The organism is Pseudothauera lacus, from assembly GCF_003034845.1.
Taxonomy (GTDB): domain Bacteria; phylum Pseudomonadota; class Gammaproteobacteria; order Burkholderiales; family Rhodocyclaceae; genus Pseudothauera; species Pseudothauera lacus.
The window spans coordinates 322,708-347,361 of the sequence record NZ_PZKC01000003.1 but is presented as its reverse complement, the minus strand read 5'-3'; the positions used below and the strand labels follow the sequence as shown (position 1 = coordinate 347,361).

General features: G+C 67.2%; 24 protein-coding genes. 10 read left to right on the top strand and 14 right to left on the bottom strand.

The genetic code is table 11. The features are described from left to right. The coding region (locus C8261_RS05520) for a hypothetical protein (protein WP_146161647.1) at nucleotides 1-281 on the bottom strand (281 nt) is incomplete at its 3' end. 243 nt (nucleotides 282-524) lie between these two features. Here C8261_RS05520 and C8261_RS05515 point away from each other — a divergent pair. Further along, the gene (locus C8261_RS05515) at nucleotides 525-1,577 is read left to right on the top strand and encodes a hypothetical protein (protein ID WP_107492657.1); all 1,053 of its coding nucleotides are present in this window, start codon (nucleotides 525-527) and stop codon (nucleotides 1,575-1,577) included. A gap of 41 nt (nucleotides 1,578-1,618) precedes the next feature. Here the strand turns inward: C8261_RS05515 and C8261_RS05510 are convergent, their stop codons facing one another. Beyond that, on the bottom strand, nucleotides 1,619-2,983 hold the full coding sequence (locus tag C8261_RS05510) for a serine/threonine-protein kinase (RefSeq protein ID WP_107492656.1): 1,365 nt from the start codon (nucleotides 2,981-2,983) through the stop codon (nucleotides 1,619-1,621). A gap of 168 nt (nucleotides 2,984-3,151) precedes the next feature. Here C8261_RS05510 and grpE point away from each other — a divergent pair, with 168 nt between their 5' ends. The 4 genes from grpE to C8261_RS05490 all read left to right on the top strand — a co-directional run bounded on the left by grpE (nucleotide 3,152) and on the right by C8261_RS05490 (nucleotide 8,364). Further along, nucleotides 3,152-3,709, top strand: coding sequence for a nucleotide exchange factor GrpE (gene grpE, locus C8261_RS05505; protein WP_107492655.1), 558 nt, complete (start codon nucleotides 3,152-3,154; stop codon nucleotides 3,707-3,709). Nucleotides 3,710-3,821: 112 nt separating this feature from the next. Beyond that, nucleotides 3,822-5,741, top strand: coding sequence for a molecular chaperone DnaK (gene dnaK / locus C8261_RS05500; protein ID WP_107492654.1), 1,920 nt, complete (start codon nucleotides 3,822-3,824; stop codon nucleotides 5,739-5,741). A gap of 97 nt (nucleotides 5,742-5,838) precedes the next feature. Then, nucleotides 5,839-6,966 (top strand): molecular chaperone DnaJ, encoded by a 1,128-nt coding sequence (dnaJ, locus tag C8261_RS05495; protein ID WP_107492653.1) that lies wholly within the window; start codon nucleotides 5,839-5,841, stop codon nucleotides 6,964-6,966. 261 nt (nucleotides 6,967-7,227) lie between these two features. Continuing rightward, a complete protein-coding gene (locus C8261_RS05490) occupies nucleotides 7,228-8,364 on the top strand; it encodes an ABC transporter substrate-binding protein (RefSeq protein WP_181358850.1) in 1,137 nt (378 codons plus the stop codon). 48 nt (nucleotides 8,365-8,412) lie between these two features. Here the strand turns inward: C8261_RS05490 and cysS are convergent, their stop codons facing one another. Beyond that, a complete protein-coding gene (gene cysS / locus C8261_RS05485; RefSeq protein WP_107492651.1) occupies nucleotides 8,413-9,795 on the bottom strand; it encodes a cysteine--tRNA ligase in 1,383 nt (460 codons plus the stop codon). A 205-nt stretch (nucleotides 9,796-10,000) separates the two neighbouring features. Between cysS and C8261_RS05480 the strand changes: the two genes are divergently transcribed. The 5 genes from C8261_RS05480 to C8261_RS05460 all read left to right on the top strand — a co-directional run bounded on the left by C8261_RS05480 (nucleotide 10,001) and on the right by C8261_RS05460 (nucleotide 14,426). Continuing rightward, the gene (locus C8261_RS05480; RefSeq protein WP_107492650.1) at nucleotides 10,001-11,245 is read left to right on the top strand and encodes a YybH family protein; all 1,245 of its coding nucleotides are present in this window, start codon (nucleotides 10,001-10,003) and stop codon (nucleotides 11,243-11,245) included. Further along, the gene (locus C8261_RS05475; RefSeq protein ID WP_235864843.1) at nucleotides 11,242-12,486 is read left to right on the top strand and encodes a L,D-transpeptidase family protein; all 1,245 of its coding nucleotides are present in this window, start codon (nucleotides 11,242-11,244) and stop codon (nucleotides 12,484-12,486) included. The genes C8261_RS05480 and C8261_RS05475 overlap by 4 nt, the downstream gene beginning before the upstream one ends. 29 nt (nucleotides 12,487-12,515) lie before the next feature. Beyond that, nucleotides 12,516-13,091, top strand: coding sequence for a peptidylprolyl isomerase (locus tag C8261_RS05470; RefSeq protein ID WP_107492648.1), 576 nt, complete (start codon nucleotides 12,516-12,518; stop codon nucleotides 13,089-13,091). A 70-nt stretch (nucleotides 13,092-13,161) separates the two neighbouring features. Continuing rightward, a complete protein-coding gene (locus C8261_RS05465; protein ID WP_107492647.1) occupies nucleotides 13,162-13,656 on the top strand; it encodes a peptidylprolyl isomerase in 495 nt (164 codons plus the stop codon). Then, on the top strand, nucleotides 13,656-14,426 hold the full coding sequence (locus tag C8261_RS05460; RefSeq protein WP_107492646.1) for a UDP-2,3-diacylglucosamine diphosphatase: 771 nt from the start codon (nucleotides 13,656-13,658) through the stop codon (nucleotides 14,424-14,426). The genes C8261_RS05465 and C8261_RS05460 overlap by 1 nt, the downstream gene beginning before the upstream one ends. 36 nt (nucleotides 14,427-14,462) lie before the next feature. Here C8261_RS05460 and C8261_RS05455 read toward each other — a convergent pair whose 3' ends face one another. The 11 genes from C8261_RS05455 to C8261_RS05405 are packed head-to-tail and all read right to left on the bottom strand — an operon-like array spanning nucleotide 14,463 to nucleotide 24,652. Further along, a complete protein-coding gene (locus tag C8261_RS05455; RefSeq protein ID WP_107492645.1) occupies nucleotides 14,463-15,632 on the bottom strand; it encodes an O-succinylhomoserine sulfhydrylase in 1,170 nt (389 codons plus the stop codon). An 8-nt stretch (nucleotides 15,633-15,640) separates the two neighbouring features. Further along, nucleotides 15,641-17,176 carry an amidophosphoribosyltransferase gene (gene purF / locus C8261_RS05450; RefSeq protein WP_107492644.1) on the bottom strand — a complete coding sequence of 512 codons (1,536 nt, stop codon included), beginning with the start codon at nucleotides 17,174-17,176 and terminating at the stop codon, nucleotides 15,641-15,643. Nucleotides 17,177-17,187: 11 nt separating this feature from the next. Further along, nucleotides 17,188-17,679, bottom strand: a complete 492-nt coding sequence (locus tag C8261_RS05445) for a CvpA family protein (RefSeq protein ID WP_107492643.1) — start codon at nucleotides 17,677-17,679, stop codon at nucleotides 17,188-17,190. A gap of 10 nt (nucleotides 17,680-17,689) precedes the next feature. Continuing rightward, a complete protein-coding gene (locus C8261_RS05440; RefSeq protein WP_107492642.1) occupies nucleotides 17,690-18,385 on the bottom strand; it encodes an SPOR domain-containing protein in 696 nt (231 codons plus the stop codon). 12 nt (nucleotides 18,386-18,397) lie between these two features. After that, a complete protein-coding gene (gene folC, locus C8261_RS05435; protein ID WP_107492641.1) occupies nucleotides 18,398-19,690 on the bottom strand; it encodes a bifunctional tetrahydrofolate synthase/dihydrofolate synthase in 1,293 nt (430 codons plus the stop codon). Between the two features lie 21 nt (nucleotides 19,691-19,711). Next, nucleotides 19,712-20,584 (bottom strand): acetyl-CoA carboxylase, carboxyltransferase subunit beta, encoded by an 873-nt coding sequence (accD, locus tag C8261_RS05430; RefSeq protein WP_107492640.1) that lies wholly within the window; start codon nucleotides 20,582-20,584, stop codon nucleotides 19,712-19,714. Next, on the bottom strand, nucleotides 20,581-21,396 hold the full coding sequence (gene trpA / locus C8261_RS05425) for a tryptophan synthase subunit alpha (protein WP_107492680.1): 816 nt from the start codon (nucleotides 21,394-21,396) through the stop codon (nucleotides 20,581-20,583). Before trpA ends, accD begins: the two co-directional genes overlap by 4 nt. Nucleotides 21,397-21,442: 46 nt before the next feature. Then, nucleotides 21,443-22,654, bottom strand: a complete 1,212-nt coding sequence (gene trpB / locus C8261_RS05420) for a tryptophan synthase subunit beta (RefSeq protein ID WP_107492639.1) — start codon at nucleotides 22,652-22,654, stop codon at nucleotides 21,443-21,445. Beyond that, nucleotides 22,641-23,264 carry a phosphoribosylanthranilate isomerase gene (locus C8261_RS05415; RefSeq protein WP_107492638.1) on the bottom strand — a complete coding sequence of 208 codons (624 nt, stop codon included), beginning with the start codon at nucleotides 23,262-23,264 and terminating at the stop codon, nucleotides 22,641-22,643. The genes trpB and C8261_RS05415 overlap by 14 nt, the downstream gene beginning before the upstream one ends. Further along, entirely contained in the window at nucleotides 23,265-24,062 is a 798-nt protein-coding gene (truA, locus tag C8261_RS05410; protein ID WP_107492637.1) for a tRNA pseudouridine(38-40) synthase TruA, read from the bottom strand. Next, complete coding sequence (locus C8261_RS05405) at nucleotides 24,056-24,652, bottom strand: CbiQ family ECF transporter T component (protein WP_107492636.1); 597 nt, start codon at nucleotides 24,650-24,652, stop codon at nucleotides 24,056-24,058. Before C8261_RS05405 ends, truA begins: the two co-directional genes overlap by 7 nt. Nucleotides 24,653-24,654 lie beyond the last annotated feature (2 nt).

Here is a 24,654-nt window from a genome sequence, read left to right as displayed (position 1 = left end):
TAGCGCGCGAAGCCGCCGTCGGCGTCCAGGCGCCAGGCTTCGCGCACCAGGGCGCTGCGCCGGCTGCGCTGGCCGTCGGCCTGCGCGGTCCACAGCACGGCGCGGGCGCCGAGAAAGGACTTGAGGGAAATGAAGGCGTCCGGCGAGAGGACGTCGACGACCAGTTCCATGCCCTCGTCAAGGGCTTCCACCCCCCACCACGCTTCGACCAGCACGGTGGCCTGCGGCGCCGACAGTTCCAGTTCGTAGAGGCGACTGGAAGCGGTAAACAGGGAATGCATGGGCGGCGGGAGGGGCAAGTGGAATACGCAAAATCATAATGCATAGCAAGAAAATGGCAAACAGATTCAACCATTCCTCCCGCCAGCCACGCCGGGCGCCTCTGCAGGAATGGCTGGTGTAGTCATCGTCAGCCCAGGACAGCCCCCAGCCGCTGCGTCACTGGCCAGGCCGGAGCTTCACGCTAAAGTTCTCCGCTGCCGCTCCGTTAATACCAGTGGGACAAAGCGGGCACGGAGACGGCCATGAAAATCGCCGCGACACAGATCGACATGCAGGCCAGCCACACTCTGGTGAAGCGGTTCGAATCCAGCGAACGGCTGCAGTTGTGGGTCGGCGACAGGCGGCCGGACGAAGCGCGCCCGGTCGCACTGGGGGCCCCCGCCGCAGCGACGCGGGTGAGCCTCTCCGAGCAGGCCGTCGCCGCCCAGCAGGCGGAAACCGGCAAGACCCAGGCGAGCAGCGGCGAGGATGCGGCAGGCAGCGATCCGCGCCTGCGCATGCTCAAGTCGATGATCGAGTTCCTCACCGGGCGGCGCATCAAGATCTTCGATGCCTCGGAGCTGGTGCACAACCGCGCCGCGGCGAGCAGCGCGACACCGGTGGACAGCCCGGTATCGCGTGCCGGCTTCGGCATGGCCTACGACTACCAGTCCAGCTACAGCGAATATGAAGCGGTGAGCTTTGCTGCCAGCGGCAAGGTGCGTACCGCGGACGGCCGCGAGATCGACTTCGAGATCGCCTTCAGCATGCAGCGCAGCTACAGCGAATCGACACAGTTCAGCTTCCGCGCCGGCGATGCGGTGCAACTGAAGGACCCCCTGGTATTCGATTTCGGCGGCCCCGCCGCAGCGCTGTCCGACCTGCGCTTCAGCTTTGACATCGATGCCGACGGCCAACTCGACAGCCTGCCGATGCTCGGTGGCGGCCAGGGCTTCCTGGCCTTCGACCGCAATGCCAACGGCCGCATCGACGACGGCCGCGAGCTCTTCGGCGCCCTCAGCGGCGACGGCTTCGCCGAGCTCGCCGCGCTCGACAGCGATGGCAACGGCTGGATCGACGAGGGCGACCAGGCCTTCGACAAGCTCTACGTCTGGCGCCCGGCGGCAGAGGGCACGGGGGTCATGCAGACGCTGCGCGAAGCGGGCATCGGCGCACTCTACCTGGGCCGTGTGGCAACGCCCTTCGAGGTGCGCAGCAGCGCCAACGAAACCCTTGGAGTGATGCGCTCAAGCGGCATCTACCTGCGCGAGGACGGCAGCGCCGGCACCCTCAGCCAGGTCGACCTGAGCGTCTGAAGCCCCCTGCCCCGCAAGGTTCGCCTGCGGCGCGCGCGCCTTCAGTTATCCACCAGTTGCAGATCGAGACCGCCAGTGGCGGTGTAGTTGCCCCGCGTGGCCGGCTCTGCGCCCGCACCGGCGACCTTGGCGAAGGCGGCAAGGCGGCGCACCAGCACGGTGGCCAGCAGCTCGCGAAAACCGTCACGGACCTCGTCGGTGGCCAGAGCCAGCGCCGAAGGATTGATTTCCAGATAGGTCAGCGGCGTGGTCGACACCACGCTGAGGCGATGGCGGTGCTCGCCGCTGTCCATCCATGCCGTCTCACCGAAGACTTCCCCCGCCCCCAGGGTGATCAGCTTGCGGCCACCGGCGGAGAGCTCGACCTCACCATCGAGGACGATGCCGAAGCGCTGGTCGGCGTCGCCCTCGTGCATCAGGGTGGTGAACTCATCGACCTTGCGCCATGAGCTGATGCGCAGCACCTCCCAGATCTCGATGTCGTCGAACTCGGTGAACAGGGTGAGCTTGCGCAGCATCGAGAAGCGCGTGGTGTCAGGCGCCACGTACTTGTCGTCGAGGATCTTGTAGCGCACCGCGGAAAGATCCTTGGCGAACTCGGCGCCGTTCTTGTAGCGCGAGTAGAGATCCTTCTCCAGTGCCTTGCGGATCACCGCATCCATCTGCTCGGGGACGTCGGGGTTGAGCTGGGAGACCGAGGGCGTATCGACGTTGATGATCTTGTAGATCAGCTGCGCGGGGTTGCCGGCACGGAAGGGCAGACGGCCGCTGAGCATGTGGAAGAGCACCACGCCGAGCGAATAGAGGTCGGTCTTCTGGTTGAGCGGATAGTTCTTGATCTGCTCCGGACTCATGTAGGCCGGCGAGCCCACCCCCATGATGAAGGTCGAATCGGTCTCGATCTTCTTGTCCACGTTCAGCGCCAGGCCGAAGTCGGTGATCTTCACGTTGTCGTGGTCGTCGACGAGGATGTTGGCGGGCTTGATGTCACGATGCACGATGCCCTGGCGGAAGGCGTGATCGAGCGCCATGCAGCATTTGAAGATGATGCCGATGGTGCGATGCACGGGCAGCAGGTTCTCGAAGCTGCAGTAGCGCTCCAGCGTGTAGCCGGGGAAGTACTCCATCACCACATAGGCCTCGGTGGGCTCGATGACGGCGTCGAAGATGCGGATGATGTTGGGGTGGTCGAGGCGCGCGGCGACGGACTTCTCCGCCTTCAGCAGTTTCATCAGGCGGCGGTTCCACTTCGCCTCATCCTTGGCGCGGTCGGAAAAGCGCACGTGCTTGAGCGCTACCGGCTCCGGATAATGCGGGTTCTCCGCCAGGTAGACGACCGCGGTGGCACCCCGACCGATCTCGCGGATGATGCGGTACTTGCCGATTTTCTGCGGGATGTCGCCCATGCCTGCAATGCCAAGTGAAGCCCGTTGAGCAATTCTGGCACGAGCCGGCGGCTTCGTGCCACGTCTGCGTGAAATTCACCTTTCACGCAAAAAGTTGCGTCGCGCCCTTGAAATGCCTGCGCGCGCCCCCATGTGCGTGGCCATCGACCGTAGAGGGAGTCCATCACGATGCAGGAACAAGACAAGCTGCCGGAAGCCGGCACCATCGCCGACGAACCGCAGAACGCCGCCGGCGGCGAAGCCACGGGCCATACCGACACGCTGCCCGGTCTGGAGGAAAGTCTGCGTCAGGCCGAACTGAAGGCCGCCGAACACCACGACGCCTGGCTGCGCGCCAAGGCCGAAACCGAGAACATGCGCCGCCGCGCGCAGGAAGACATCGCCAAGGCATCCAAGTTTGCCGCAGAGAAGTTTGCCAACGCCATGCTGCCGGTGAAGGACAGTCTTGAAGCTGCCCTGGCCACCGAGAACCAGACCCTGGAAAGCCTGCGCGAAGGTGTCGAGCTGACCCTCAAGCAACTGGTTTCCGCTTTCGAAAGCGCGAGCGTGGCGGAAGAGCATCCGCTCGGACAGAAGTTCGACCCCAACAGGCACCAGGCCATCGGTACGCTGGAGTCCGATGCAGAGCCGAACACGGTGATCAACGTCCTGCAGAAGGGCTACCTGCTGCACGAGCGCGTGCTGCGCCCGGCGATGGTGATGGTTGCCAGGGCCAAGGACCAGTAAGTTCGGCACCCGGGCGCTTGAAAGCGCCCCACCCCACCCCATATTCGATTCAGACCCGGGCCGCATCAGGCGGCCCGCCCCGGAAAAATTCAAGGACAGCAAAGGACTCAACATGGGCAAGATCATCGGCATCGACCTCGGCACCACCAACAGCTGCGTCTCCGTAATGGAAGGCGGCAAGCCGAAGGTCATCGAAAACTCCGAAGGCGCGCGCACCACCCCGTCGGTGGTGGCCTACGCAGAGGACGGCGAAATCCTCTGCGGCGCGCCGGCCAAGCGCCAGGCAGTGACCAACGCCAAGAACACGCTGTATGCGATCAAGCGCCTGATCGGCCGTCGCTTCGAAGAGAAGGAAGTACAGAAGGACATCGACCTGATGCCCTACACCATCGCCAAGGCCGACAACGGCGACGCCTGGGTGGAGGTGCGCGGCAAGAAGATCGCCCCGCCGCAGGTCTCCGCCGAAGTGCTGCGCAAGATGAAGAAGACCGCCGAGGACTACCTGGGCGAGGAAGTCACCGAGGCGGTGATCACCGTGCCGGCCTACTTCAACGACAGCCAGCGCCAGGCCACCAAGGACGCCGGCCGCATCGCCGGACTGGAAGTCAAGCGCATCATCAACGAACCGACCGCGGCGGCGCTCGCCTTCGGCATGGACAAGAAGCCGGGCGACTCCAAGATTGCGGTGTATGACCTCGGCGGCGGCACCTTCGACATCTCCATCATCGAGATCGCCGACATCGACGGCGAGCACCAGTTCGAAGTGCTGGCCACCAACGGCGACACCTTCCTCGGCGGCGAGGACTTCGACCAGCGCATCATCGATTACATCGTCACCGAGTTCAAGAAGGAACAGGGCGTCGATCTGAAGAACGATGTGCTGGCCCTGCAACGCCTCAAGGAAGCGGCCGAGAAGGCCAAGATCGAGCTCTCCTCCGGCACCCAGACCGAGGTCAACCTGCCCTACATCACCGCCGACGCCAGCGGCCCGAAGCACCTCGCGGTGAAGATCACCCGCGCCAAGTTCGAAGCGCTGGTGGAAGACCTCATCGAGCGCTCCATCGAGCCCTGCCGCATCGCACTGAAGGATGCCGGCCTCAAGGTCTCCGACATCGACGACGTCATCCTGGTCGGCGGCCAGACCCGCATGCCCAAGGTCATCGACAAGGTCAAGGAGTTCTTCGGCAAGGATCCCCGCCGCGACGTGAACCCGGATGAGGCCGTCGCCGTGGGCGCCTCCATCCAGGGCGGCGTGCTGCAGGGCGAGGTCAAGGACGTGCTGCTGCTCGACGTCACCCCGCTGTCGCTGGGCATCGAGACCCTGGGCGGCGTGATGACCAAGCTGATCCAGAAGAACACCACCATCCCGACCAAGGCCAGCCAGGTGTTCTCCACCGCCGACGACAACCAGTCGGCCGTGACCATCCACGTGCTGCAGGGTGAGCGCGAGATGGCCGGTGGCAACAAGAGCCTCGGCCAGTTCAACCTCACCGACATCCCGCCGGCGCCGCGCGGCATGCCGCAGATCGAGGTCACCTTCGACATCGACGCCAACGGCATCCTGCACGTGTCGGCCAAGGACAAGGCCACCGGCAAGGAGAACAAGATCAAGATCCAGGCCAACTCCGGCCTCTCCGACGAGGAAGTCGAGCGCATGGTGCAGGACGCCGCCGCGCACGCCGAAGAGGACAAGAAGGCCCACGAACTGGTCGACGCGCGCAACCAGTGCGACGCCCTGATCCACTCGGTGAAGAAGGCAGTGGCCGAGCATGGCGACAAGCTCGACGACGGCGAAAAGGCAGCGATCGAAACCGCCATCAAGGAAGCCGAGGAAGCGCTGAAGAGCAACGACAAGGCCGCCATCGAGGCCAAGAGCGCGGCGCTGGCGCAGGCCAGCCAGAAGCTGGGCGAGAAGATGTACGCCCAGAACGCTGGCGACACCCAGTCCGCGGGTGCCGGCGAAGGCACCGGGAAGGCTGCCGATGCCGACGTGGTGGATGCCGAATTCACCGAGGTCAAGGACGGCAAGTAAGCGCCCGCCGGGCCACACGCCGCTGGCCGAGCCCGCGCTGGAGCACTCCTCCGGCGAGGGCTCGGCCTTTGCATGAATTCAGCCTGAGCGAGTCACCATGGCAAAACGCGACTACTACGAAGTGCTGGGCGTCAACCGCGACGCCGGCGACGACGAGATCAAGAAGGCCTACCGCAAGCTGGCCATGAAGTTCCACCCGGACCGCAATCCGGACAACAAGGACGCCGAGGAGAAGTTCAAGGAGGCCAAGGAAGCCTACGAAGTCCTCTCCGACGCCCAGAAGAAGGCCGCCTACGACCGCTACGGCCACGCCGGCGTCGATCCGTCCATGGGCGGCGGCGGTGGCGGCGCGCAGGGCTTCGACGGCTTCTCCGATGCCTTCTCCGACATCTTCGGCGACATCTTCGGCGGCGGCCGCGGCGGCGGACGCTCCAACGTCTACCGCGGCGCCGACCTGCGCTACAACCTCGAGATCTCGCTCGAAGAAGCCGCGCGCGGCGCCGAGAAGACCATCCGCATCCCCACCGTGGAGGAGTGCGACACCTGCCACGGCAGCGGCGCCAAGCCCGGCACCCAGGCCAAGACCTGCCCGACCTGCGGCGGTGCCGGCCAGGTGCGCATCCAGCAGGGCTTCTTCTCCATCCAGCAGACCTGCCCGAAGTGCCACGGCAGCGGCCGCATCATTCCCGACCCCTGCCCGAGCTGTCACGGCGCCGGCCGCGTCAAGAAACAGAAGACCCTGGAGGTCAAGATCCCTGCCGGCATCGACGAGGGCATGCGCCTGCGCCACGCCGGCCACGGCGAGCCGGGCGTCAATGGCGGCCCCCCGGGCGACCTCTACGTCGAGATCCACATCCGCAAGCATCCGGTGTTCGAGCGCGACCACGACGACCTGCACTGCGAGATGCCGATCAGTTTCACCACTGCAGCACTCGGTGGCGAGATCGAGATCCCCACGCTGGACGGCATGGCGCGCCTGAAGATTCCGCCCGAGACCCAGACCGGGAAGGTCTTCCGCCTGCGCGGCAAGGGCATCAAGAACGTGCGCAGCCACTCCCACGGCGATCTCATGTGCCATGTACTGGTGGAAACCCCGGTCGACCTCACCGAGCGCCAGCGCGACCTGCTGCGCGAGTTCGAGGAGCTGTCGCGCGGCGACGTCCATCGTCACAACCCCAAGGCCAAGTCATGGATGGACAAGGTGCGGGATTTCTTCACCCCCTGAGAGAGCGCAGCTTTCGGCACCGCCAAAAGCTGCGTGACTGCTCGGGAACCCGCATCACGCTGAAGCGCCGCTCATCCTGGCGGCATCGCAATGATGCCGCCGGCGCCTGCTTGTGGTTATACTCGCCACCGGAGGAGAACAGCAGACGGCCTGCAGGCCGCGCCATCCACGGGGAAGGGTCCGGCGAGGTGCCGGCACCGTGTCAGCGCGTTCGTGCTGCCGCAGCGCTCCACCCTCGACGATCCACACCCCGGAGACCGCATGAGCCTGTTGCGCAACCTGGCCAGCGCCGCCCTGGCCGCCACCCTGAGCGCTTTCGCCCCCCTCTCGCTGGCCCAGCAGGGCATCAGCAACGACACCATCCTGCTCGGCCACTCCGGCGCCCTCAGCGGTCCGCTGTCGGAGCTGAACCGCGAATACCTCTCCGGCGCGACCCTGTTCTTCGACGACCTCAATGCCCGCGGTGGCGTGCATGGGCGCCAGGTCTCGCTGCTCACCGTGGACGATGAATACGATCCGCAGAAAAGTGCCGTCAACGTCACCCGGCTGATCGAAGAGCAGCAGGTCTTCGCCCTTTTCGGCTGCTTCGGTACCGGCCCCAGCCAGCAGGCCATCCCCATTGCCACGCGCGCCCGCGTACCCTTCTTCGCGCCGTACACCGGCGCCGACATGCTGCGCGAACCGCTCAACCCTTACGTTTTCCACCTGCGCGCGTCCTACGGTCAGGAGATCGAGGCGATGATCGAGCACCTCACCACCCTCGGGGTGCGCTCGATCGCCATCGTCCACCATGCCGACCCCTTCGGCCGTGCCGGTCTCGACGTCGCCATGCAGGCGCTTGCACGCCGCCAGCTCACCCCCGCAGTGGTGGCACCGATCGCCTCCGGCGGCGCCGACGCCGCCGACACCGCGGCGCGCATCGTCGCCGCCAACCCGGCAGCAGTGATCATGGTGACCGCCGGCAACAGTTCGCCGGCCTTCATGCGCGCCCTGCTCGCCACCAACGCGCGGCCGATGCTCTACGGCCTGTCGGTGATCAGCAGCCGCCAGTTGATCCGCGAACTCGGCGAGGACGCCCACGGGCTGGTGATCGCCCAGGTGGTGCCATCACCCTTCCGCATCGACCACGCAGTGGTGCGCGAGTACCGTCGTCTCGCCGAACGTAGCCAGCAGCCCTTCTCCTACACCGCGCTGGAGGGCTACATCGCCGCCAAGACCTTCACCGAGGGATTGCGTCGCGCCGGGCGCGACCTCAGCCGCGAGAAATTCACCAGCGCGCTGCAGGGCATGGGCAACTGGGATGTCGGCGGCCTGCGCCTGGGCTTCGGTCCGCGCCAGCACATCGCCCTTGATTTCGTCGACCTCAGCGTCATCAGCCGCGGCAACTTCAACCGCTGAGGCCGCGGCACTGCGGGCAGCCCCACTTCGCTGCCCGCGGAACGCCCCTCAGGCGCGCCGCCAGGTCGTACCATGGGCGGAATCCTCCAGCACGATGCCACGGGCCAGCAGGTCGGCACGGATGCGGTCGGCCTCGGCGTAGTTCTTCGCCTTCTTGGCCGCGATGCGCGCCGCAATCTGCGCCTCTATCCCTGCAAGGTCGCCGTCCGCCGCAGCGCTGCCGCCCTGCAGGAAGGCCTGCGGCTCACGGCCGAGCAGGCCGAGCACAGCGGCCAGCGCCTGCAACTGGGCGGACAAGCCCGCATCGGCACCGCGGTTGACCTCGTTGGCCAGTTCGAAGAGCACCGCCACCGCCTCGGCGGTATTGAAGTCGTCATTCATCGCCGCACGGAAGCGCTGCGCATGCGGCTCCTCCCAGTCGGGCACGCCGCCGGCTGCCGGCGGCACGTTCTTCAGGGCGGTATACAGCCGCGTCAGGGCGCTGCGCGCATCCTCCAGGTGGGCGTCGGAGTAGTTCAGCGGGCTGCGGTAATGCGCGCGCAGGATGAAGAAGCGCACCACCTCGGGGTCGTACTGCTTGAGCACGTCGCGGATGGTGAAGAAGTTGCCCAGCGATTTCGACATCTTCTCGTCGTCGACACGCACGAAGCCGTTGTGCATCCAGTAATTGACGAAGGCATGACCGTGCGCACCCTCCGACTGGGCGATCTCGTTCTCGTGATGAGGGAACTGCAGATCCTGGCCGCCGCCGTGGATGTCGAAATGGTCGCCGAGCAACTGCGAACTCATCGCCGAGCATTCGATGTGCCAGCCCGGACGGCCGCAACCCCAGGGCGAATCCCACTTCACCTCGTCGGGCTCGTCCTCGCGCGCATGCTTCCACAGCACGAAGTCGAGCGGATCCTGCTTGTCGGCGGCGACATCGACGCGCTCGCCGGCGCGCAGCTCGTCCAGCGACTTGCCGGAGAGGCGGCCATAGCCCTTGAACTTGCGCACCGAATAGCACACGTCGCGGTTGGCGGCGACGTAGGCCAGGCCATTGGCCTGCAGCTTGTCGATGATCTGCTGCATCTGCGCGACGTATTCGGTGGCACGCGGCTCGTGGTCGGGACGCAGCACGCCGAGGGCATCGGCGTCCTCGTGCATGGCAGCGATGAAGCGGTCGGTGAGGCTGCGGATGCTCTCGCCGTTCTCACCCGCACGCCGGATGATCTTGTCGTCGATATCGGTGATGTTGCGCACATAGATCACCTCGTAGCCGCTCGCACGCAGCCAGCGCGCCACCATGTCGAACACCACCATCACCCGCGCATGCCCAAGGTGGCAGTAGTCGTACACCGTCATCCCGCACACGTACATGCGGACCTTGCCGGGTTCGATGGGGGTGAAGACTTCCTTGCTGCGGCTGAGGGTATTGTGGATGTTGAGCATGAAAAAAGGTCCGAATCTGTCCTTCTAACGACGCCTGGGCACGCCCGGGGAACAAAGCGCAAAAAAGCGGGCTCGAAAAGCACCCGCCCGGGAAAACGCCGCGTGGCGCCCGCGCGCCACCCGATTGTGGGAAAAGCCGGGATGTTTGGTAGAATCGCCTGCTGAACTGCAGGGACATCCCTCGAAAATCAACGCATTATCGTACATGAAAATCCGTCCCTCTGTCGCCTTGGGCGCACTTGCCCTGGCACTCGCCCTGAGCACTCCGGCCATCCATGCCGCCGACCCCCTGCGCGACGTCCGCAGCCTGCTGCAGCAAGGGCAGGCCGCCCGCGCGCTGAGCAGCGTCGAGCGTTTCGTCGCCGCCAATCCGCGCAATGCCGAAGCGCGCTTCCTGCAAGGTGTCGCACTCGCCGAACTGAAGCGCCCGAACGACGCCATTGCGGTGTTCCGCAAGCTCACCGAGGACTACCCGAACCTCCCCGAGCCGTACAACAACCTCGCCGTGCTGTACGCCGGCCAGCGCGACTACGACAAGGCCCGCGATGCCCTCGAACGCGCTATCCGCACCCACCCGAGCTACGCCACCGCACACAGCAATCTCGGCGACCTCTATGCCCAGCTCGCCAATGAGGCCTACGAACGTGCGCTGGCCCTCGACAACGGCCGCGCCGCGCCGCGCCGCGCCGCCACTACCCAGCCACCGCTGGCGCTGATCCGCGAGCTCGGCCCGGCCCCCAGCGCACCGCTGGTGGTTGCCAGTGCGGCACCGGTGAGCACGCCTGCCGCCCGCCCCGCGCCGGCGGCTGCGCCGGCTGCCCGACCGCCGGCCGCCAGCACGACGAGTGCGGCCGCAATGCCACCGCCGGCCAGCGCCGCCACTGCGCCCGCAGCCCCCGCGGCAGCAGCGCAAGCGCCGCGCCCGACGCCACCCGCCGCTGCACAGCCTCCCGCTTCCCCAGCAGCACCGGCAGTACCGGCAGCAACAGCACAAGCGCAAGCACCGGTCAGCGCCCCCGCGCAGAGCGCTCCCGCCCAGGCAGCCCCTGTACCCGCCGCAACGCCAACCCCGGCGCCCCCCCAGCCCCCGGCGAGCGCCGACACCAGCGCACTCGAAGCCGCCGCCCTGGACGCCGTAATGAGTTGGGCCGAAGCCTGGTCGGCAAAGGACGTGAAGGCCTATCTGGCCTACTACGACAGGGATTTCCAGACCCCGCGCGGGCGCAGCCGGACGGTCTGGGAAAACGAACGCAGGGAACGCCTCGGCAAGCGCGGCGAGATCAGCGTCGGCGTCGACAACCCGCGCGTCAGCATCGAAGGGGAGCGCGCCACGGTGCGCTTCCTGCAGCGCTACCGCTCCGCCAATTTCAATTCCAACACCACCAAGACCCTCGAACTGGTGCGCCGTGGCCAGCACTGGCGCATTGTCAGCGAACGTGTCGGAGGATGATCCGTATGCCTGACCACGGCCTGCGCCGCCCTGCCCTGACAACTTCCCGTGCCGCAGCCGTGCTGCGCGCCTGTGCCCTGGGAGCGACCCTGGCGCTGGGCACCGCCACCTATGCTGCCGACGATCACCTGCGCATCTCCGACGGCGGGCCGGAAGCAGCGCTGCAACAGATTTTCGGCGACATCGAGGCCAATCGCCTCGACGCCGCGCTGGCGCGCACCGAGACCCTGCTCGGCGCTTACCCCAACTTCCGCCTCGCCCACCTCATCCGCGGCGACCTGCTGCTCGCCCGCGCGCGCCCCTTGGCCACCTTCGGCAACGCCAACGGCACCGCCGAGCAGTTGCAGGACCTGCGCGAGGAAGCCATCGCCCGCCTGCAGGCCTATCGCGACCGCCCCAGCGTGGAGAATTACGTGCCGCGCTACCTGCTGCAGATGGCCCCCGACCAGGAGCATGCAGTCGTGGTCGACACCCGCCGCGCACGCCTCTACGTATACCGAAACGAAGGCGGCAAACCGCGCTTCGTCGCCGACTACTACGTCAGCCAGGGCAAGGCCGGCGCCGGCAAGCAGTTCGAGGGTGACAACAAGACTCCGCTGGGGGTCTACCACGTCACCTCGCACATCGAGGCCGCACGCCTGCCCGACCTCTACGGCAGCGGCGCCTTCCCGCTCAACTACCCCAACGCCTGGGACCGCCGCCAGGGCCGCACCGGTTACGGCATCTGGCTGCACGGCTCGCCCAGCGACACCTATGCCCGCCCGCCACGCTCCTCGGAGGGGTGCGTGGTACTCGCCAATCAGGACTTCACCAGCCTGTCGAGCTACGTGCAGCCCGGCCTCACCCCGGTGATCATCAGCAACGACATCGAGTGGCTGTCGCTCGACGACTGGCAGGCCGAGCGCAGCGCCCTCAACGAAGCCATCGAGAACTGGCGCCGCGACTGGGAGAGCCTCGATGTCGAGCGCTACCTCTCGCACTACTCCACCGAGTTCCGCAGCGACCGCCAGGATTACGCTGGCTGGGTGCAGCAAAAGCGCCGCGTCGCCAATGCCCGCGAGTGGATCAAGGTCGAAGTGCGCAACGTCAGCATGTTCCGCAACCCCTCGGAAAGCACCCTCGTCGAGGTCACTTTCGAGCAGGACTACCGCTCCGACGGCCTCTCCGACCGCATGCGCAAGCGCCAGTACTGGACGCACGAGAACGGCCGCTGGATGATCGTCTACGAAGGCCGTGGCTGAACCCTGTCCTCCAACCTCAGGCAGAACCGATGAAGAAACTCCTCGCCCTCCTCGCCCTCAGTCTCACCTTCGGCACCGCCAGCGCCGCCAATCCGGTGGTCGAGATGCACACCAGCGCCGGGACCATCACCATCGAACTGGACGCCGAGAAGGCCCCCAAATCGGTGGCCAACTTCCTTGAGTACGTGCGCAGCGGCCACTACGAAGGCACGGTGTTCCACCGCGTCATCGACGGCTTCATGATCCAGGGCGGCGGCTTCGACGCCGGCATGCAGCAGAAGACCACCCGCGCGCCGGTGGAGAACGAGGCCCGCAACGGCCTCCGGAACCGTGCCGGCACCATCGCCATGGCGCGCACCCAGGCTCCACATTCGGCCACCGCACAGTTCTTCATCAACCTGGTGGACAACGCCGGCCTCGACTACCCCTCGCCGGATGGCTGGGGCTACGCGGTGTTCGGCAAGGTCACCGCCGGTTTCGACGTCGTGCAGCGCATCGGCAAGAGCCGGGTACGCAACCTCGGCTTCCACCAGAACGTCCCCGCCGAGCACATCGTCATCGAGCGGGTGACCCTCATCGACGCCGCCCCCACGGCGGCCCAGTAACCGCGCCCGCCGCACCCCACCCGGGGTCGCGGGCCACCGCGCATTCGCGCCCCAACCGGAGAACACCCTCATGGCAGTCAAGCTGCACACCTCCCTCGGTGTCATCACCCTCGAACTGGACGCCGAGAAGGCCCCCGTGACGGTCGAGAATTTCCTCGCCTACGTCAAGGCCGGGCATTACGACAACACTGTCTTCCACCGCGTCATCGACGGCTTCATGATCCAGGGCGGCGGCTTCGAGCCCGGCATGAAGCAGAAGGACACCGGCGAGGCGATCAAGAACGAAGCCGACAACGGCCTCAAGAACGAACGCGGCACCATTGCCATGGCGCGCACCCAGGCCCCGCATTCGGCCACCGCGCAGTTCTTCATCAACGTCGCCGACAACGACTTCCTCAACTACCGTTCGCCCGACCTGCAGGGCTGGGGCTACTGCGTGTTCGGCCGCGTCAGCGAGGGCATGGAAGTGGTCGACCAGATCCGCAGCGTGAAGACCGGCTCGAAGGGCTTCCACCAGGACGTCCCGGTCGACGACGTCATCATCGAGCGCGCCGAACTGGTCTGATGCCGGCGGACGCCCCCGGCCCGCTGCAGGCCCTGTTCATCTCCGACCTGCACCTGGCCGAGGAACGTCCGCAGACCACCGCCGCGCTGCTCGACTTCCTCGGCGGCGTGGCGCGCGGCGTTCCCGCGCTGTACATCCTCGGCGACCTCTTCGAGTACTGGGCAGGCGACGACGATGCCGCCAGCCCGCTCAACCGCGAGCTCGCCGCTGCCCTGCGAGCGCTCGCCACAAGCGGCACGCGGGTGTACTTCATGGCCGGCAACCGCGATTTCCTCCTCGGCGCCGCCTTTGCTGCGCAGGCCGGCATGGCACTGATCGAAGACCCTCATCCCATCGTCCTCGGCGGGCGCCGGGTCTTGCTCAGTCACGGCGATGCGCTGTGTACCGACGATCTGGCCTACCAGACCTATCGCCGCCAGGTCCGCGATCCCGCCTGGCAGGCTGCCTTCCTGGCCCGTCCGCTGGCCGAGCGCAAGGCCTTCATCGAAGACCTGCGGCGGCGCAGCGAGGCCGGCAAGAAGGAAAAGACGATGAGCATCATGGACGTCAGCCGCAGCGCCGTCGAAGCCTTGCTGCGCAGCCATGACTACCCCACCCTGATACACGGCCACACTCACCGCCCCGCCCGTCACGAACACCTGGTCGACGGTCGCCTGTGCGAGCGCCGGGTGCTTGCCGACTGGCACGGACAGGCGCGCTACCTTGCCTTCGACGGCAGGGACTTCCTCACCGAGAGCGATCTGCCCGCCATCTCCCGTCCCGGCGCATGACGCCGGGCGCGCAGCCCGGAAAGCCCGGCGCTGCCCTCAGGCGGCCAGCCCGCGCGCCAGGTCGGCCTTCAGGTCATCCACCGCTTCAAGACCCACCGCGATGCGCAGCAAGCCTTCGCCGATGCCGGCGGCAGCGCGCGCCTCGGGGCTGATGCGGCCATGGGTGGTGGACGCCGGATGGGTGATGGTGGTCTTGGTGTCACCAAGGTTGGCGGTGATGGAGATCATGCGGGTGGCGTCGACCACCCGCCACGCACGCTCGCGCCCGCCGTCGACCTCGAAGCTGAGGATCGCCCCGCCGCACTTCTGCTGGCGCAGCGCCAGCCCGTGCTGCGGATGGGAAGCCAGCCCCGGGTAGTGCACCCGCAACACCCCCGGCTGCGCCTCCAGCCAGCGCGCCAGCGCAAGAGCGCCGGCGGACTGTGCCTCCATGCGGATGCGCAGCGTCTCCAGACCCTTGAGGATCACCCAGGCATTGAAGGGTGAGATGCTCGGCCCGGCCGTGCGCAGGAACTTGTACACCTCGTCGACGACATCGGCGCGCCCAGCCACCGCGCCGCCGAGCACCCTGCCCTGGCCGTCGAGGTACTTGGTTGCCGAATGCACCACGACATCGGCGCCCAGGGCCAGCGGGCGCTGCAGGGCCGGTGTGCAGAAACAGTTGTCCACCGCCAGCAGGGCGCCGCCGTCGTGGGCGATGGCGGCGAGCGCGGCGATATCGACGACCTCGGTGAGCGGATTGGAGGGCGTCTCGATGAACACCAGACGGGTGCGCGGGCGCAGCGCAGCTTGATAGGCGGCCAGATCGGTGGTCGGCACGAAGCTGGTGTCGATGCCGAACTTGGCCAGGATGGTGCCGAAGAGCTGCTGGGTGGCACCGAACAGCCCGCGCGAGGCGATGATGTGGTCACCGGCCTGCAGCGTGGCCATCGCCAGCGAGAGGATGGCCGACATCCCCGAGGCGGTGGCGACGCAGGCCGGTGCGCCCTCCAGCGCCGCCAGGCGTTGCTGCATGGCGGTGACGGTGGGATTGCTGAAGCGCGCGTAGACGTTGCCCGCCTCCTCCCCGGAGAAGCGTGCGGCGGCCTGTGCAGCGCTGTCGAAGACGAAGCTGGAGGTGAGGTAGAGCGCCTCGCTGTGCTCGTTGAACTGGCTGCGCTCGATGCCGGCGCGCACGCCCAGGGTATCGAAGTCGAAATCGTCCATCGACACGCTCAGTGGTCGTTGCCGGAAACCAGGTTGAGGTCGAGTTGGCCGTCCTCGTGGTCGTCGTGCGCGGCAGGCGCGGGTTTCTCTTCACCACGCTGGTTCTCGACGCCATCGAGGTACTCGGCGGTAATGTCGCCGGTGACGTAGCAACCGTCGAAGCACGAGGTTTCGAAGAAGTTGATCGACGGATTCACCGCCCGCACCGCCGCACGCAGGTCGGCGAGGTCCTGGTAGATCAGCCCGTCGGCACCGATTTCGGCGCAGATCTGCGCCTCGTCGCGGTCGCTGGCGATGAGTTCGGCGCGCGTCGGCATGTCGATGCCGTACACGTTGGCATAGCGCACCGGGGGCGCCGCAGAGGCCATGAACACCTTCGCCGCACCGGCCTCGCGGGCCATGTTGACGATCTCCTTGCTGGTGGTGCCGCGGACGATGGAATCATCGACCAGCAGCACATTCTTGCCGCGGAACTCCTGCGGAATGGTATTGAGCTTCTGGCGCACCGATTTGCGCCGCGTGGCCTGCCCCGGCATGATGAAGGTACGGCCGATGTAGCGGTTCTTGACGAAGCCCTCGCGGTACGGCAGCCCGAGCCTGTGGGCCATCTCCATGGCTGCCGGCCGGCTGGAGTCGGGAATCGGGATGACCACGTCGATCGCCGCATGCGGCAAGGTGCGCTTGAGCTTGTCGGCAAGGAATTCGCCCATCTTGACGCGCGACTCGTACACCGAGACGCCGTCGATGATCGAATCGGGGCGGGCCAGATAGACGAACTCGAACATGCACGGCGCCTCCACGGTGCGTTCGGCGCACTGGCGGCTCCTGAAATTGCCCTCGGTATCGACAAGAACTGCCTCGCCCGGGGCGACGTCGCGCAGCAGCTTGAAGCCGAGTACGTCCAGCGCCACCGACTCGGAGGCCACCATCCATTCGCTGCCCTGTGCGGTGTCGTTGCGCCCCACCACCAGCGGACGGATGCCGTAGGGATCGCGGAAGGCCAGCAGGCCGTAGCCGGCAATCATCACCACCGCAGCGTAGGCACCGCGGCAGCGCTTGTGCACGCCTGCGACGGCGCGGAAGACGGCATCCTCGTCGAGCTTGAGACCATTGGCGGCAGCCTGCAGCTCATGGGCGAGGACGTTGAGCAGCACCTCGGAATCCGAATTGGTGTTGATGTGGCGCAGATCGGCGAGGAACATCTCGCGCTTGAGCTCTTCCGAGTTGGTCAGGTTGCCGTTATGCGCCAGCAGCAGGCCGAACGGCGAGTTGACGTAGAAGGGTTGCGCCTCGGCAGCGTTGTAGGCCGAGCCGGCGGTGGGATAGCGGACGTGGCCGATGCCCCAGTTGCCGGTGAGGTTGCGCATGTTGCGGGTGCGGAAGACGTCGCGCACGAGGCCGGAGCCCTTGTGCATGTGGAAACGCCCGCCCTCTGACGTGGCGATGCCCGCCGCGTCCTGGCCGCGGTGCTGGAGCACCTGCAGACCATCGTAGAGCAACTGATTCACCGCAGAGGTGGCGACCACCCCGAGAATTCCGCACATGGAAGACCTGCCTATCTGAAACGAACTCTGTCGGCCACCGCATCCGGCAGCCACGGCTTGGCGGCAATCACCGCCGTCTCGAGCGGGGGCGCGAACAAGGCGTTGGCCCACCACGGCTCACGCGACATTCCCACCAGCCCACCCAGCAACACTACCACCCATGCGATGGCGAGGCCACGCACCAGCCCGAACATCGCACCGAAGAAGCGGTCCACCGGCCCCAGGCCGATGGCACGCAGCAACTCACGGAGCAGAAAGCGCAGCAACGCGGAGAGCAGCAACACCACCACGAAGATCAGCGCAAATGCTGCCACCTGCCGCCAGGCCGGCTCGACGATCACCCCGTCGAGCAGCGCAGCGGCCTCGCCGGCATACTGCCAGGCCAGAAACAGCGCCAGCATCCAGGCCACCAGTGCCATCACCTCGCTGACCAGCCCACGCCACATGCCGATGGCCGCCGAGAGGGCCAGCACACCCAGAAAGACGTAATCGAAAACCGTCATCGCCCACCGCTCAGCGCGCGGTCACCACCGGATTCTGGCCCAGTTCGCGCAAGCGTCCCGCCGCGGCATCGGCCTCGCCGCGCGCGGTGAAAGGACCGACGCGGACGCGGGTGACGTTGCCGGCCTTCTCGGTGTAGGCGACAAAACCCTTCTTCTTCAGATCTGCGGCAAGCGCCTCGGCATTGGCAGGATCGCCGAAGGCGGCAATCTGCACCACATAGCTCCCCGACGACGACACCGGCGCCGCCACCCTGCCCTCCAGAATGGCACGCACGCGCGCGCTTTCGTCTTCCGGCGGGGTCGCCGGCGCAGGCTGTGCAGGGCGTGGGGCCTGCGCCGCGGCGGGCGCAGGGGGCGCAGGCGGTGACGAGCCAGGCGTTGGGGGGGTGATGACGACGGGGGCGGGCGCAACGGCCGCCACTGGCGGCGCGGCAGGCGTCACGGCAGCACGCTCGGCAGCTGGGGGCGCGGCTTCCTGCGGCGGGGGCGCGATCTCGGCCTCGGCCGCCTGCGGCGCACGGCCGCCGATCGGTCGCGACAGTTCGCCGTCACGCTCGGGGATGGTGATCTGGATGTCCTGTACCGGGCTGAGGGGCTCCTCGTCCATTACCATCGGCAAGACGATGGCGGCGAGCAGGGCCAGCGCGGCCGCACCCACCAGCCGCCTGCGCGAGCGTTTCTGCAGCTCGAGGTTGTCTGTATCCATGCCGCGATATGCTCAGTGACGTTCCGCGCGAATCGCTGCCAGCACGTCGGCCACGGTCAGAAAGGAACCAAAGGCGACGATTCTATCACCCTCGCCGGCGCTTGTTCGCGCTGCCGCATAGGCCGCCCGCGGTGAATCGAAACAGCGTACGTCGGTGTCGATGCCGGCCGCGCGCAAACGCCCGGCGAGCGCTTCTGCGCTGAGCCCGCGCGGCCCCGGCAGAGAGGCCAGCAGCCAGTGATCGACACGCTCGCGCAGCAGAGCCAGCACACCATCGACGTCCTTGTCGGCAAGCATGCCGAGCACCGCCCAGGTATCGGGATAGAAGCCCATGCTGCCAAGATTCTCGGCGAGCACGCCGGCGGCCTGAGGATTATGGGCGACGTCGAGAACCACCGCGGGCTTGCCCGGCAGCACCTGGAAGCGCCCCGGGACCTCTACCAGCATCAGCCCCTGACGCACCGCCTGCATGGACACTGGAATACGCTCGCGCAGCACTTCGAGGGCCGTCAGCACGGCGGCAGCATTGAGCAACTGGTTGGCCCCGCGCAGCGCCGGATAGGCCAGTCCGCCGCGACGCACCAGCGCGCCGCTGGCCGGCGGCGCCGCGTAGCGCCAGTAGCCCCATTGCTGGCGGTCGCCACCAAAGCCGAAATCACGCCCGCTCACCCACAGCTGCGCACCGATCCCCGCGGCATGCCCAAGGAGGCTGGCGGGCGGCTGCGGATCGCCGCACACCGCCGGACGCCCGGCGCGGAAGATGCCCGCCTTCTCGAAGCCGATCTGCTCGCGGGTGTCGCCAAGGTAGTCCATGTGATCGAGCGCCACGCTGGTAACGATGGCGCAGTCGGCATCGAACACGTTGACCGCATCGAGACGGCCGCCGAGGCCGACTTCGAGCACGATGACGTCGAGCGGTTGCGCACAGAAAGCCGCCCAGGCCGCCAGCGTGCCATGCTCGAAGTAGCTCAGCGCGGTGTCGCCACGCGCCGCCTCGACGGCAGCAAAGGCGGCGCACAGGGCGTCGTCGTCGATCTCGCGGCCGTCGATGCGGACGCGCTCGTGGTAGCGCAGCAGGTGGGGCGAGGTATAGCAGCCGACGCGGTAGCCGGCGGCAATCAGGATGGCCTCCAGCATGGCGCAGGTCGAGCCCTTGCCATTGGTGCCCCCGACGGTGACGATCACCGCCTCGCTGTGCACAGCGAGCGCCCGGCGCACCGTCGCCACGCGTTCGAGGCCGAGGGTGATGGCCTGGCCGTGGCGCCCCTCGATCAGCGCCAGCCAGTCGTCGACCGAGGTCGGCATGTCACTCACGGCAAGGCGGCCTCAGGCTTCGACGGCCGGCTGGCGGGTCAGCAGGGTGAGCAGTTCGGAGAGCTTGGTACGCAACTGGCGACGATCGACGATGAGGTCGATGGCCCCCTTCTCGAGAAGGAACTCGGAGCGCTGGAAGCCCTCCGGCAGCTTCTCGCGCACCGTCTGCTCGATCACCCGCGGCCCGGCGAAGCCGATCAGCGCACCCGGCTCGGCGATCACCACGTCGCCCATGAAGGCGAAGCTGGCCGACACGCCGCCCATGGTGGGATCGGTAAGCAGGGTGATGAAGGGCAGCTTGCGCTGCGCCAGACGGGTCACCGCGGCGGTGGTCTTGGACATCTGCATCAGCGAGAACAGCCCTTCCTGCATGCGCGCACCGCCCGTGGCGGTGATGCAGATGAAGGGCAGGCGCTGCTCGTAGGCGGCCTGCGCGCCGCGCACGAAGCGCTCGCCGACCACCGAACCCATGGAGCCGCCGAGGAATTCGAACTCGAAGCAGGCCACCACCACCGGTACGGTGTTGATCGCCCCCTGCATGACCACCATCGCGTCGGCTTCCTCGGTGTCCTTGTTGGCCGCCGACAGGCGCTCGGTATAGCGCCGCGAATCCTTGAACTTGAGCGGATCGACGGGCACCACCTCGGCACCGATCTCGAAGCGCCCTTCGGCGTCGAGCAGCATGTCCAGGCGCGCACGCGCGCGGATGCGCTGGTGATGGCCGCACTTCGGGCAGACGTTGAGGTTGCTTTCCAGGTCGGAGCGGTAGAGCACCGCCTCGCAGGCCGTGCACTTGCTCCACAGGCCTTCGGGAATGGACTTGTTGCGTGCACTGACCTCGGCACGCTTGATCTTCGGGGGAAGCAGTTTCTGCAGCCAGCTCATCGGGCCTGTTCTCCGATCTGGTCGAGGGCATCACGGATGCCCTTGATGAAGTCACGCACGCGGACCACGACCTGGTCCGTCGGGCTGTTCTCGATTTCCTCGATGATGCGGCTGCCGATCACCACACCATCGGCCACCTCGCCGATGCGCCGTGCCGAAGCCGCATCGCGGATGCCGAAGCCCACCCCCACCGGCATGCCCACCGCGGCGCGGATCTGCGGGATGCGTCGCGCCACCTCGTCCATGTCGATGTTGGCCGAGCCGGTCACGCCCTTCAGCGAGACGTAGTAGATGTAGCCACTGCCGGCCTGCGCCACCTCGGCAAAACGCTGCGCCGAGGAGGTCGGCGCGAGCAGGAAGATGGGGTCGAGGCCGGCGGCCTTGAGGGTGGCGGCAAACCCGGCACATTCCTGCGGCGGGTAATCGACCACCAGCACGCCATCCACACCGGCGGCCGCGGCAGCGCCGGCAAAGGCATCGATGCCCATCGCCTCGATGGGATTGGCGTAGCCCATCAGCACCACCGGCGTGGCGGCATCGCGGCGGCGGAACTCGGCCACCAGCGCCAGCACCTTGCGCAGGCTCATGCCCTTGGCGAGGGCGCGCTCGGAAGCACGCTGGATGGTCGGGCCGTCGGCCATCGGGTCGGAGAAGGGGACGCCCAATTCGATGATGTCCGCCCCACCCTCGACCAGCGCATGCATCAGCGGCACCGTGGTGTCCGCGTCGGGGTCGCCGGCGGTGATGAAGGGAATCAGCGCCTTGCGCCCCTCGCCCTGCAGGCGCGCAAATGTGGTGTGGATTTTCGACATGTCGGTATTCACGCGACGGGGCGCGCCTGCGCGCGCCCCGGTGGGATCAGAAACGGATGCCGGAACGCTCGGCGACGGTGTGCATGTCCTTGTCGCCGCGCCCGGAAAGATTGACCAGCAGGACCTTGTCGCGCCCCAGTTGCGGCGCCAGCTTGGCCGCATAAGCCAGCGCATGCGAGGATTCCAGCGCCGGGATGATGCCTTCGAAACGGCACAGGTCGTGGAAGGCCTGCAGCGCCTCGGCATCGGTGATGCCGACGTACTCGGCGCGTGCGCTGTCCTTCAGCCAGGCATGCTCGGGACCGACACCGGGGTAGTCGAGACCGGCGGATACCGAGTGGGTCTCGATGATCTGGCCGTCCTCGTCCTGCAGCAGATAGGTGCGGTTACCGTGCAACACGCCCGGACGCCCGGCACTCAGCGAGGCGGCATGGCGGCCGCTGTCGAGCCCGTCGCCGGCAGCCTCGACACCGACCAGGCGCACTTCGCGATGTTCGAGATAGGGATGGAAGATGCCCATCGCGTTGGAGCCACCGCCCACGCAGGCGATCACGTAGTCCGGCTGACGGCCGGCCATCTCCGGCATCTGCTCGATGCACTCCTTGCCGATCACCGCCTGGAAGTCGCGCACCATCATCGGATAGGGATGCGGTCCGGCCACCGTGCCGATGATGTAGAAGGTGTTGTGCACGTTGGTGACCCAGTCGCGCATGGCTTCATTGAGCGCGTCCTTGAGGGTCTTCGAACCCGACTCCACCGGCACCACGGTGGCACCGAGCAGCTTCATGCGGTATACGTTGGCGGCCTGGCGCTTGACGTCCTCGGCCCCCATGTACACCACGCATTCCATACCGTAACGTGCCGCCACGGTGGCGGTGGCCACGCCATGCTGGCCCGCACCGGTCTCCGCAATCACGCGCGGCTTGCCCATCTTGCGGGCAAGCATGGCCTGGCCGATGCAGTTGTTCACCTTGTGCGCGCCGGTATGGTTGAGATCCTCGCGCTTGAGGTAGATCTGCGCACCGCCGAGCAGCTCGGACCAGCGCCGGGCGTGGTAGATCGGGCTGGGGCGGCCGACGTAGTGCTTGAGCTCGTACTCGAACTCGGCCATGAAGGCCGGATCGCGCTGGCAGGCAGCGTAGGCTGCGCGCAGTTCGTCGAGGGCGGGAATCAGCGTCTCGGAAACGAACACGCCGCCATAAGGGCCGAAGTGGCCGCTGGCGTCGGGAAACGGGTAAGGCGTGTCAGCCATCTGCATTGCGAACTCCGGCGATGAAGGCGGTGATCAGGCGAGCATCCTTGATACCCTTGGCGGACTCGACGCCGCTGGACACATCCACCGCCCACGGGCGCACCCGGCGCACCGCGGCGCTGACGTTGTCCGGATCGAGACCGCCCGAGAGCACCAGCGGACGATCAAGGCCGTCCGGGATCAGCGACCAGTCGAAGACCTTGCCGCCACCGCCATAGCCATCCACGAAGGCGTCGAGGAGGATCCCGCGCGCGCCCGGATGGGAAGCGGAGAATTCTACCAGATCGACCCCCGGGCGCACCCTTGCGGCCTTGATCCACGGCAGGCCGTAACGCGCGCACTGCACCTCGTCCTCGTCACCGTGAAACTGCAGCAGTTGCAGCGCCACGCGCTGCACTGCAGCGCGCACGAACGCCTCTTCGGCATTGACGAAGAGACCCACCGCGGTGACGAAGGGCGGCAGCAAAGCTGCCAGCGCAGCAGCACGCTCGAAGTCGACATGGCGGGGACTGGGCGGATAGAACACGAAGCCGATCGCGTCGGCGCCGGCGGCAACGGCGGCGCGTACGTCTTCCGGCCGGGTCAGGCCGCAGATCTTGATGCGGGTACGGGACATTCAGATGAGGGGAATCCGGGGCAGCGCGATGATACGCCCTTCGTCGGGCAGCGGCCAGTTCGGCGGGTAATCCACCCCGCACAGGTAGAGTCCGTCGGCGGAAAAGGTCGGCGCAGCCTGCCTGCGGTCACGGCTGTCGAGCAGCTCCGCCATCCACGCCACCGGGCGGCGCCCGTTGCCGATGTAGCACAGGGTGCCGACAAGGTTGCGGATCATGTGATGAAGAAAACCGTTGGCGTGAAAGTCGAACACCACGTAATCGCCATGGCGCACGACCCGTGCGTCGTACATCAGCCTCACCGGCGTGCGCGCCTGACAGCCGGCGGCGCGAAAGGCGCTGAAATCGTGCTCGCCGACCAGCAGCGCTGCAGCGACGGCCATCGCGTCGACATCGAGCGGACGGTGGTACCAGCCGACCCGCCCGGCGAGCAGCGCAGGACGCACCGCGGCATTGTGGAGGATGTAGCGGTAGCGCCGGCCGCTGGCACAGTAACGGGCATGGAAGTGCTCATCGACCTCCACCCCCCAGCGCACCACCACCGCCGCCGGCAGCAGTGCATTGACGCCGCGCACCCAGGCCCCGGGCGGACGCCGTGCGGAGGTATCGAAATGGGCGACCTGGGCAGTGGCATGCACCCCGGCATCGGTCCGCCCGGCACAGTGCAGGCGCACCGGATGGGCGCAGATCTGCGCCAGGGCGGTTTCAAGGGCGTCCTGCACGGTGTGGCCGTGCTGCTGGCTCTGCCAGCCGAGAAAGGCATCGCCGGCGTACTCGACGCCCAGGGCCACCCTCACCACAGCAGATATCCGCACACGGCAATGGCGAGCGCAGCGAGCACCAGCACGTCCAGCCTGCCAAGCCGTTCACGCTGCAGGTGCAGCACACCGGCCTCGGCATCGTCGTCCGCCAGACTCAGCCACTCGCGCCAGCCACGGGCCTGCGGCGCATCGACGTAGCGCAGCACCAGCAGCATGCGCACCGCGACGCGCTCTGCCGACAGGCCGAACACCGCCAGCGGCCGGCAGAGGGCGTACAGGCCACTGATCAGGCGGTCGGCAGGAAGGTGTTCGAGCAGCAGCGCCACGCAGCACACCACCGCCAGCAGAGCGCTGGCGTGCGTCAGCGCAAGGCTCAGGCCTTCACGGCTGGGGCTCAGCGCCGGCCAGTGGATGAACACCGCTTCGCCAGGCGTAAACCCGGCAAAGAGCACGACGATCGCAGCCAGCAACACGCGCACGCGGCGCAGCAGGCGCAAGGTACGCGCGCGCGCCAGCGCCAGCGCCGCCGCAGCGCAGAGGGCTACGGCCAGGAGCAGTGGTGCAGGATCGAGGTACTGCAGGGCGCCGACGCCCAGCACCCACAACAGGATCAGCAGGCCGGCATGCATGA

Coding starts and splice junctions, on each gene's coding strand:
- C8261_RS05470 (WP_107492648.1), top strand. CDS start 12,516: ATGAAGAAACTCCTCGCCCTCCTCGCCCTCAGTCTCACCTTCGGCACC.
- trpB (WP_107492639.1), bottom strand. CDS start 22,654: ATGCAGATGGCTGACACGCCTTACCCGTTTCCCGACGCCAGCGGCCAC.
- folC (WP_107492641.1), bottom strand. CDS start 19,690: ATGCCGACCTCGGTCGACGACTGGCTGGCGCTGATCGAGGGGCGCCAC.
- trpA (WP_107492680.1), bottom strand. CDS start 21,396: ATGTCGAAAATCCACACCACATTTGCGCGCCTGCAGGGCGAGGGGCGC.
- C8261_RS05490 (WP_181358850.1), top strand. CDS start 7,228: ATGAGCCTGTTGCGCAACCTGGCCAGCGCCGCCCTGGCCGCCACCCTG.
- C8261_RS05460 (WP_107492646.1), top strand. CDS start 13,656: ATGCCGGCGGACGCCCCCGGCCCGCTGCAGGCCCTGTTCATCTCCGAC.
- C8261_RS05415 (WP_107492638.1), bottom strand. CDS start 23,264: ATGTCCCGTACCCGCATCAAGATCTGCGGCCTGACCCGGCCGGAAGAC.
- C8261_RS05515 (WP_107492657.1), top strand. CDS start 525: ATGAAAATCGCCGCGACACAGATCGACATGCAGGCCAGCCACACTCTG.
- accD (WP_107492640.1), bottom strand. CDS start 20,584: ATGAGCTGGCTGCAGAAACTGCTTCCCCCGAAGATCAAGCGTGCCGAG.
- C8261_RS05510 (WP_107492656.1), bottom strand. CDS start 2,983: ATGGGCGACATCCCGCAGAAAATCGGCAAGTACCGCATCATCCGCGAG.
- C8261_RS05475 (WP_235864843.1), top strand. CDS start 11,242: ATGATCCGTATGCCTGACCACGGCCTGCGCCGCCCTGCCCTGACAACT.
- grpE (WP_107492655.1), top strand. CDS start 3,152: ATGCAGGAACAAGACAAGCTGCCGGAAGCCGGCACCATCGCCGACGAA.
- C8261_RS05480 (WP_107492650.1), top strand. CDS start 10,001: ATGAAAATCCGTCCCTCTGTCGCCTTGGGCGCACTTGCCCTGGCACTC.
- purF (WP_107492644.1), bottom strand. CDS start 17,176: ATGTGCGGAATTCTCGGGGTGGTCGCCACCTCTGCGGTGAATCAGTTG.
- dnaK (WP_107492654.1), top strand. CDS start 3,822: ATGGGCAAGATCATCGGCATCGACCTCGGCACCACCAACAGCTGCGTC.
- C8261_RS05405 (WP_107492636.1), bottom strand. CDS start 24,652: ATGCATGCCGGCCTGCTGATCCTGTTGTGGGTGCTGGGCGTCGGCGCC.
- C8261_RS05445 (WP_107492643.1), bottom strand. CDS start 17,679: ATGACGGTTTTCGATTACGTCTTTCTGGGTGTGCTGGCCCTCTCGGCG.
- dnaJ (WP_107492653.1), top strand. CDS start 5,839: ATGGCAAAACGCGACTACTACGAAGTGCTGGGCGTCAACCGCGACGCC.
- cysS (WP_107492651.1), bottom strand. CDS start 9,795: ATGCTCAACATCCACAATACCCTCAGCCGCAGCAAGGAAGTCTTCACC.
- C8261_RS05440 (WP_107492642.1), bottom strand. CDS start 18,385: ATGGATACAGACAACCTCGAGCTGCAGAAACGCTCGCGCAGGCGGCTG.
- C8261_RS05455 (WP_107492645.1), bottom strand. CDS start 15,632: ATGGACGATTTCGACTTCGATACCCTGGGCGTGCGCGCCGGCATCGAG.
- C8261_RS05465 (WP_107492647.1), top strand. CDS start 13,162: ATGGCAGTCAAGCTGCACACCTCCCTCGGTGTCATCACCCTCGAACTG.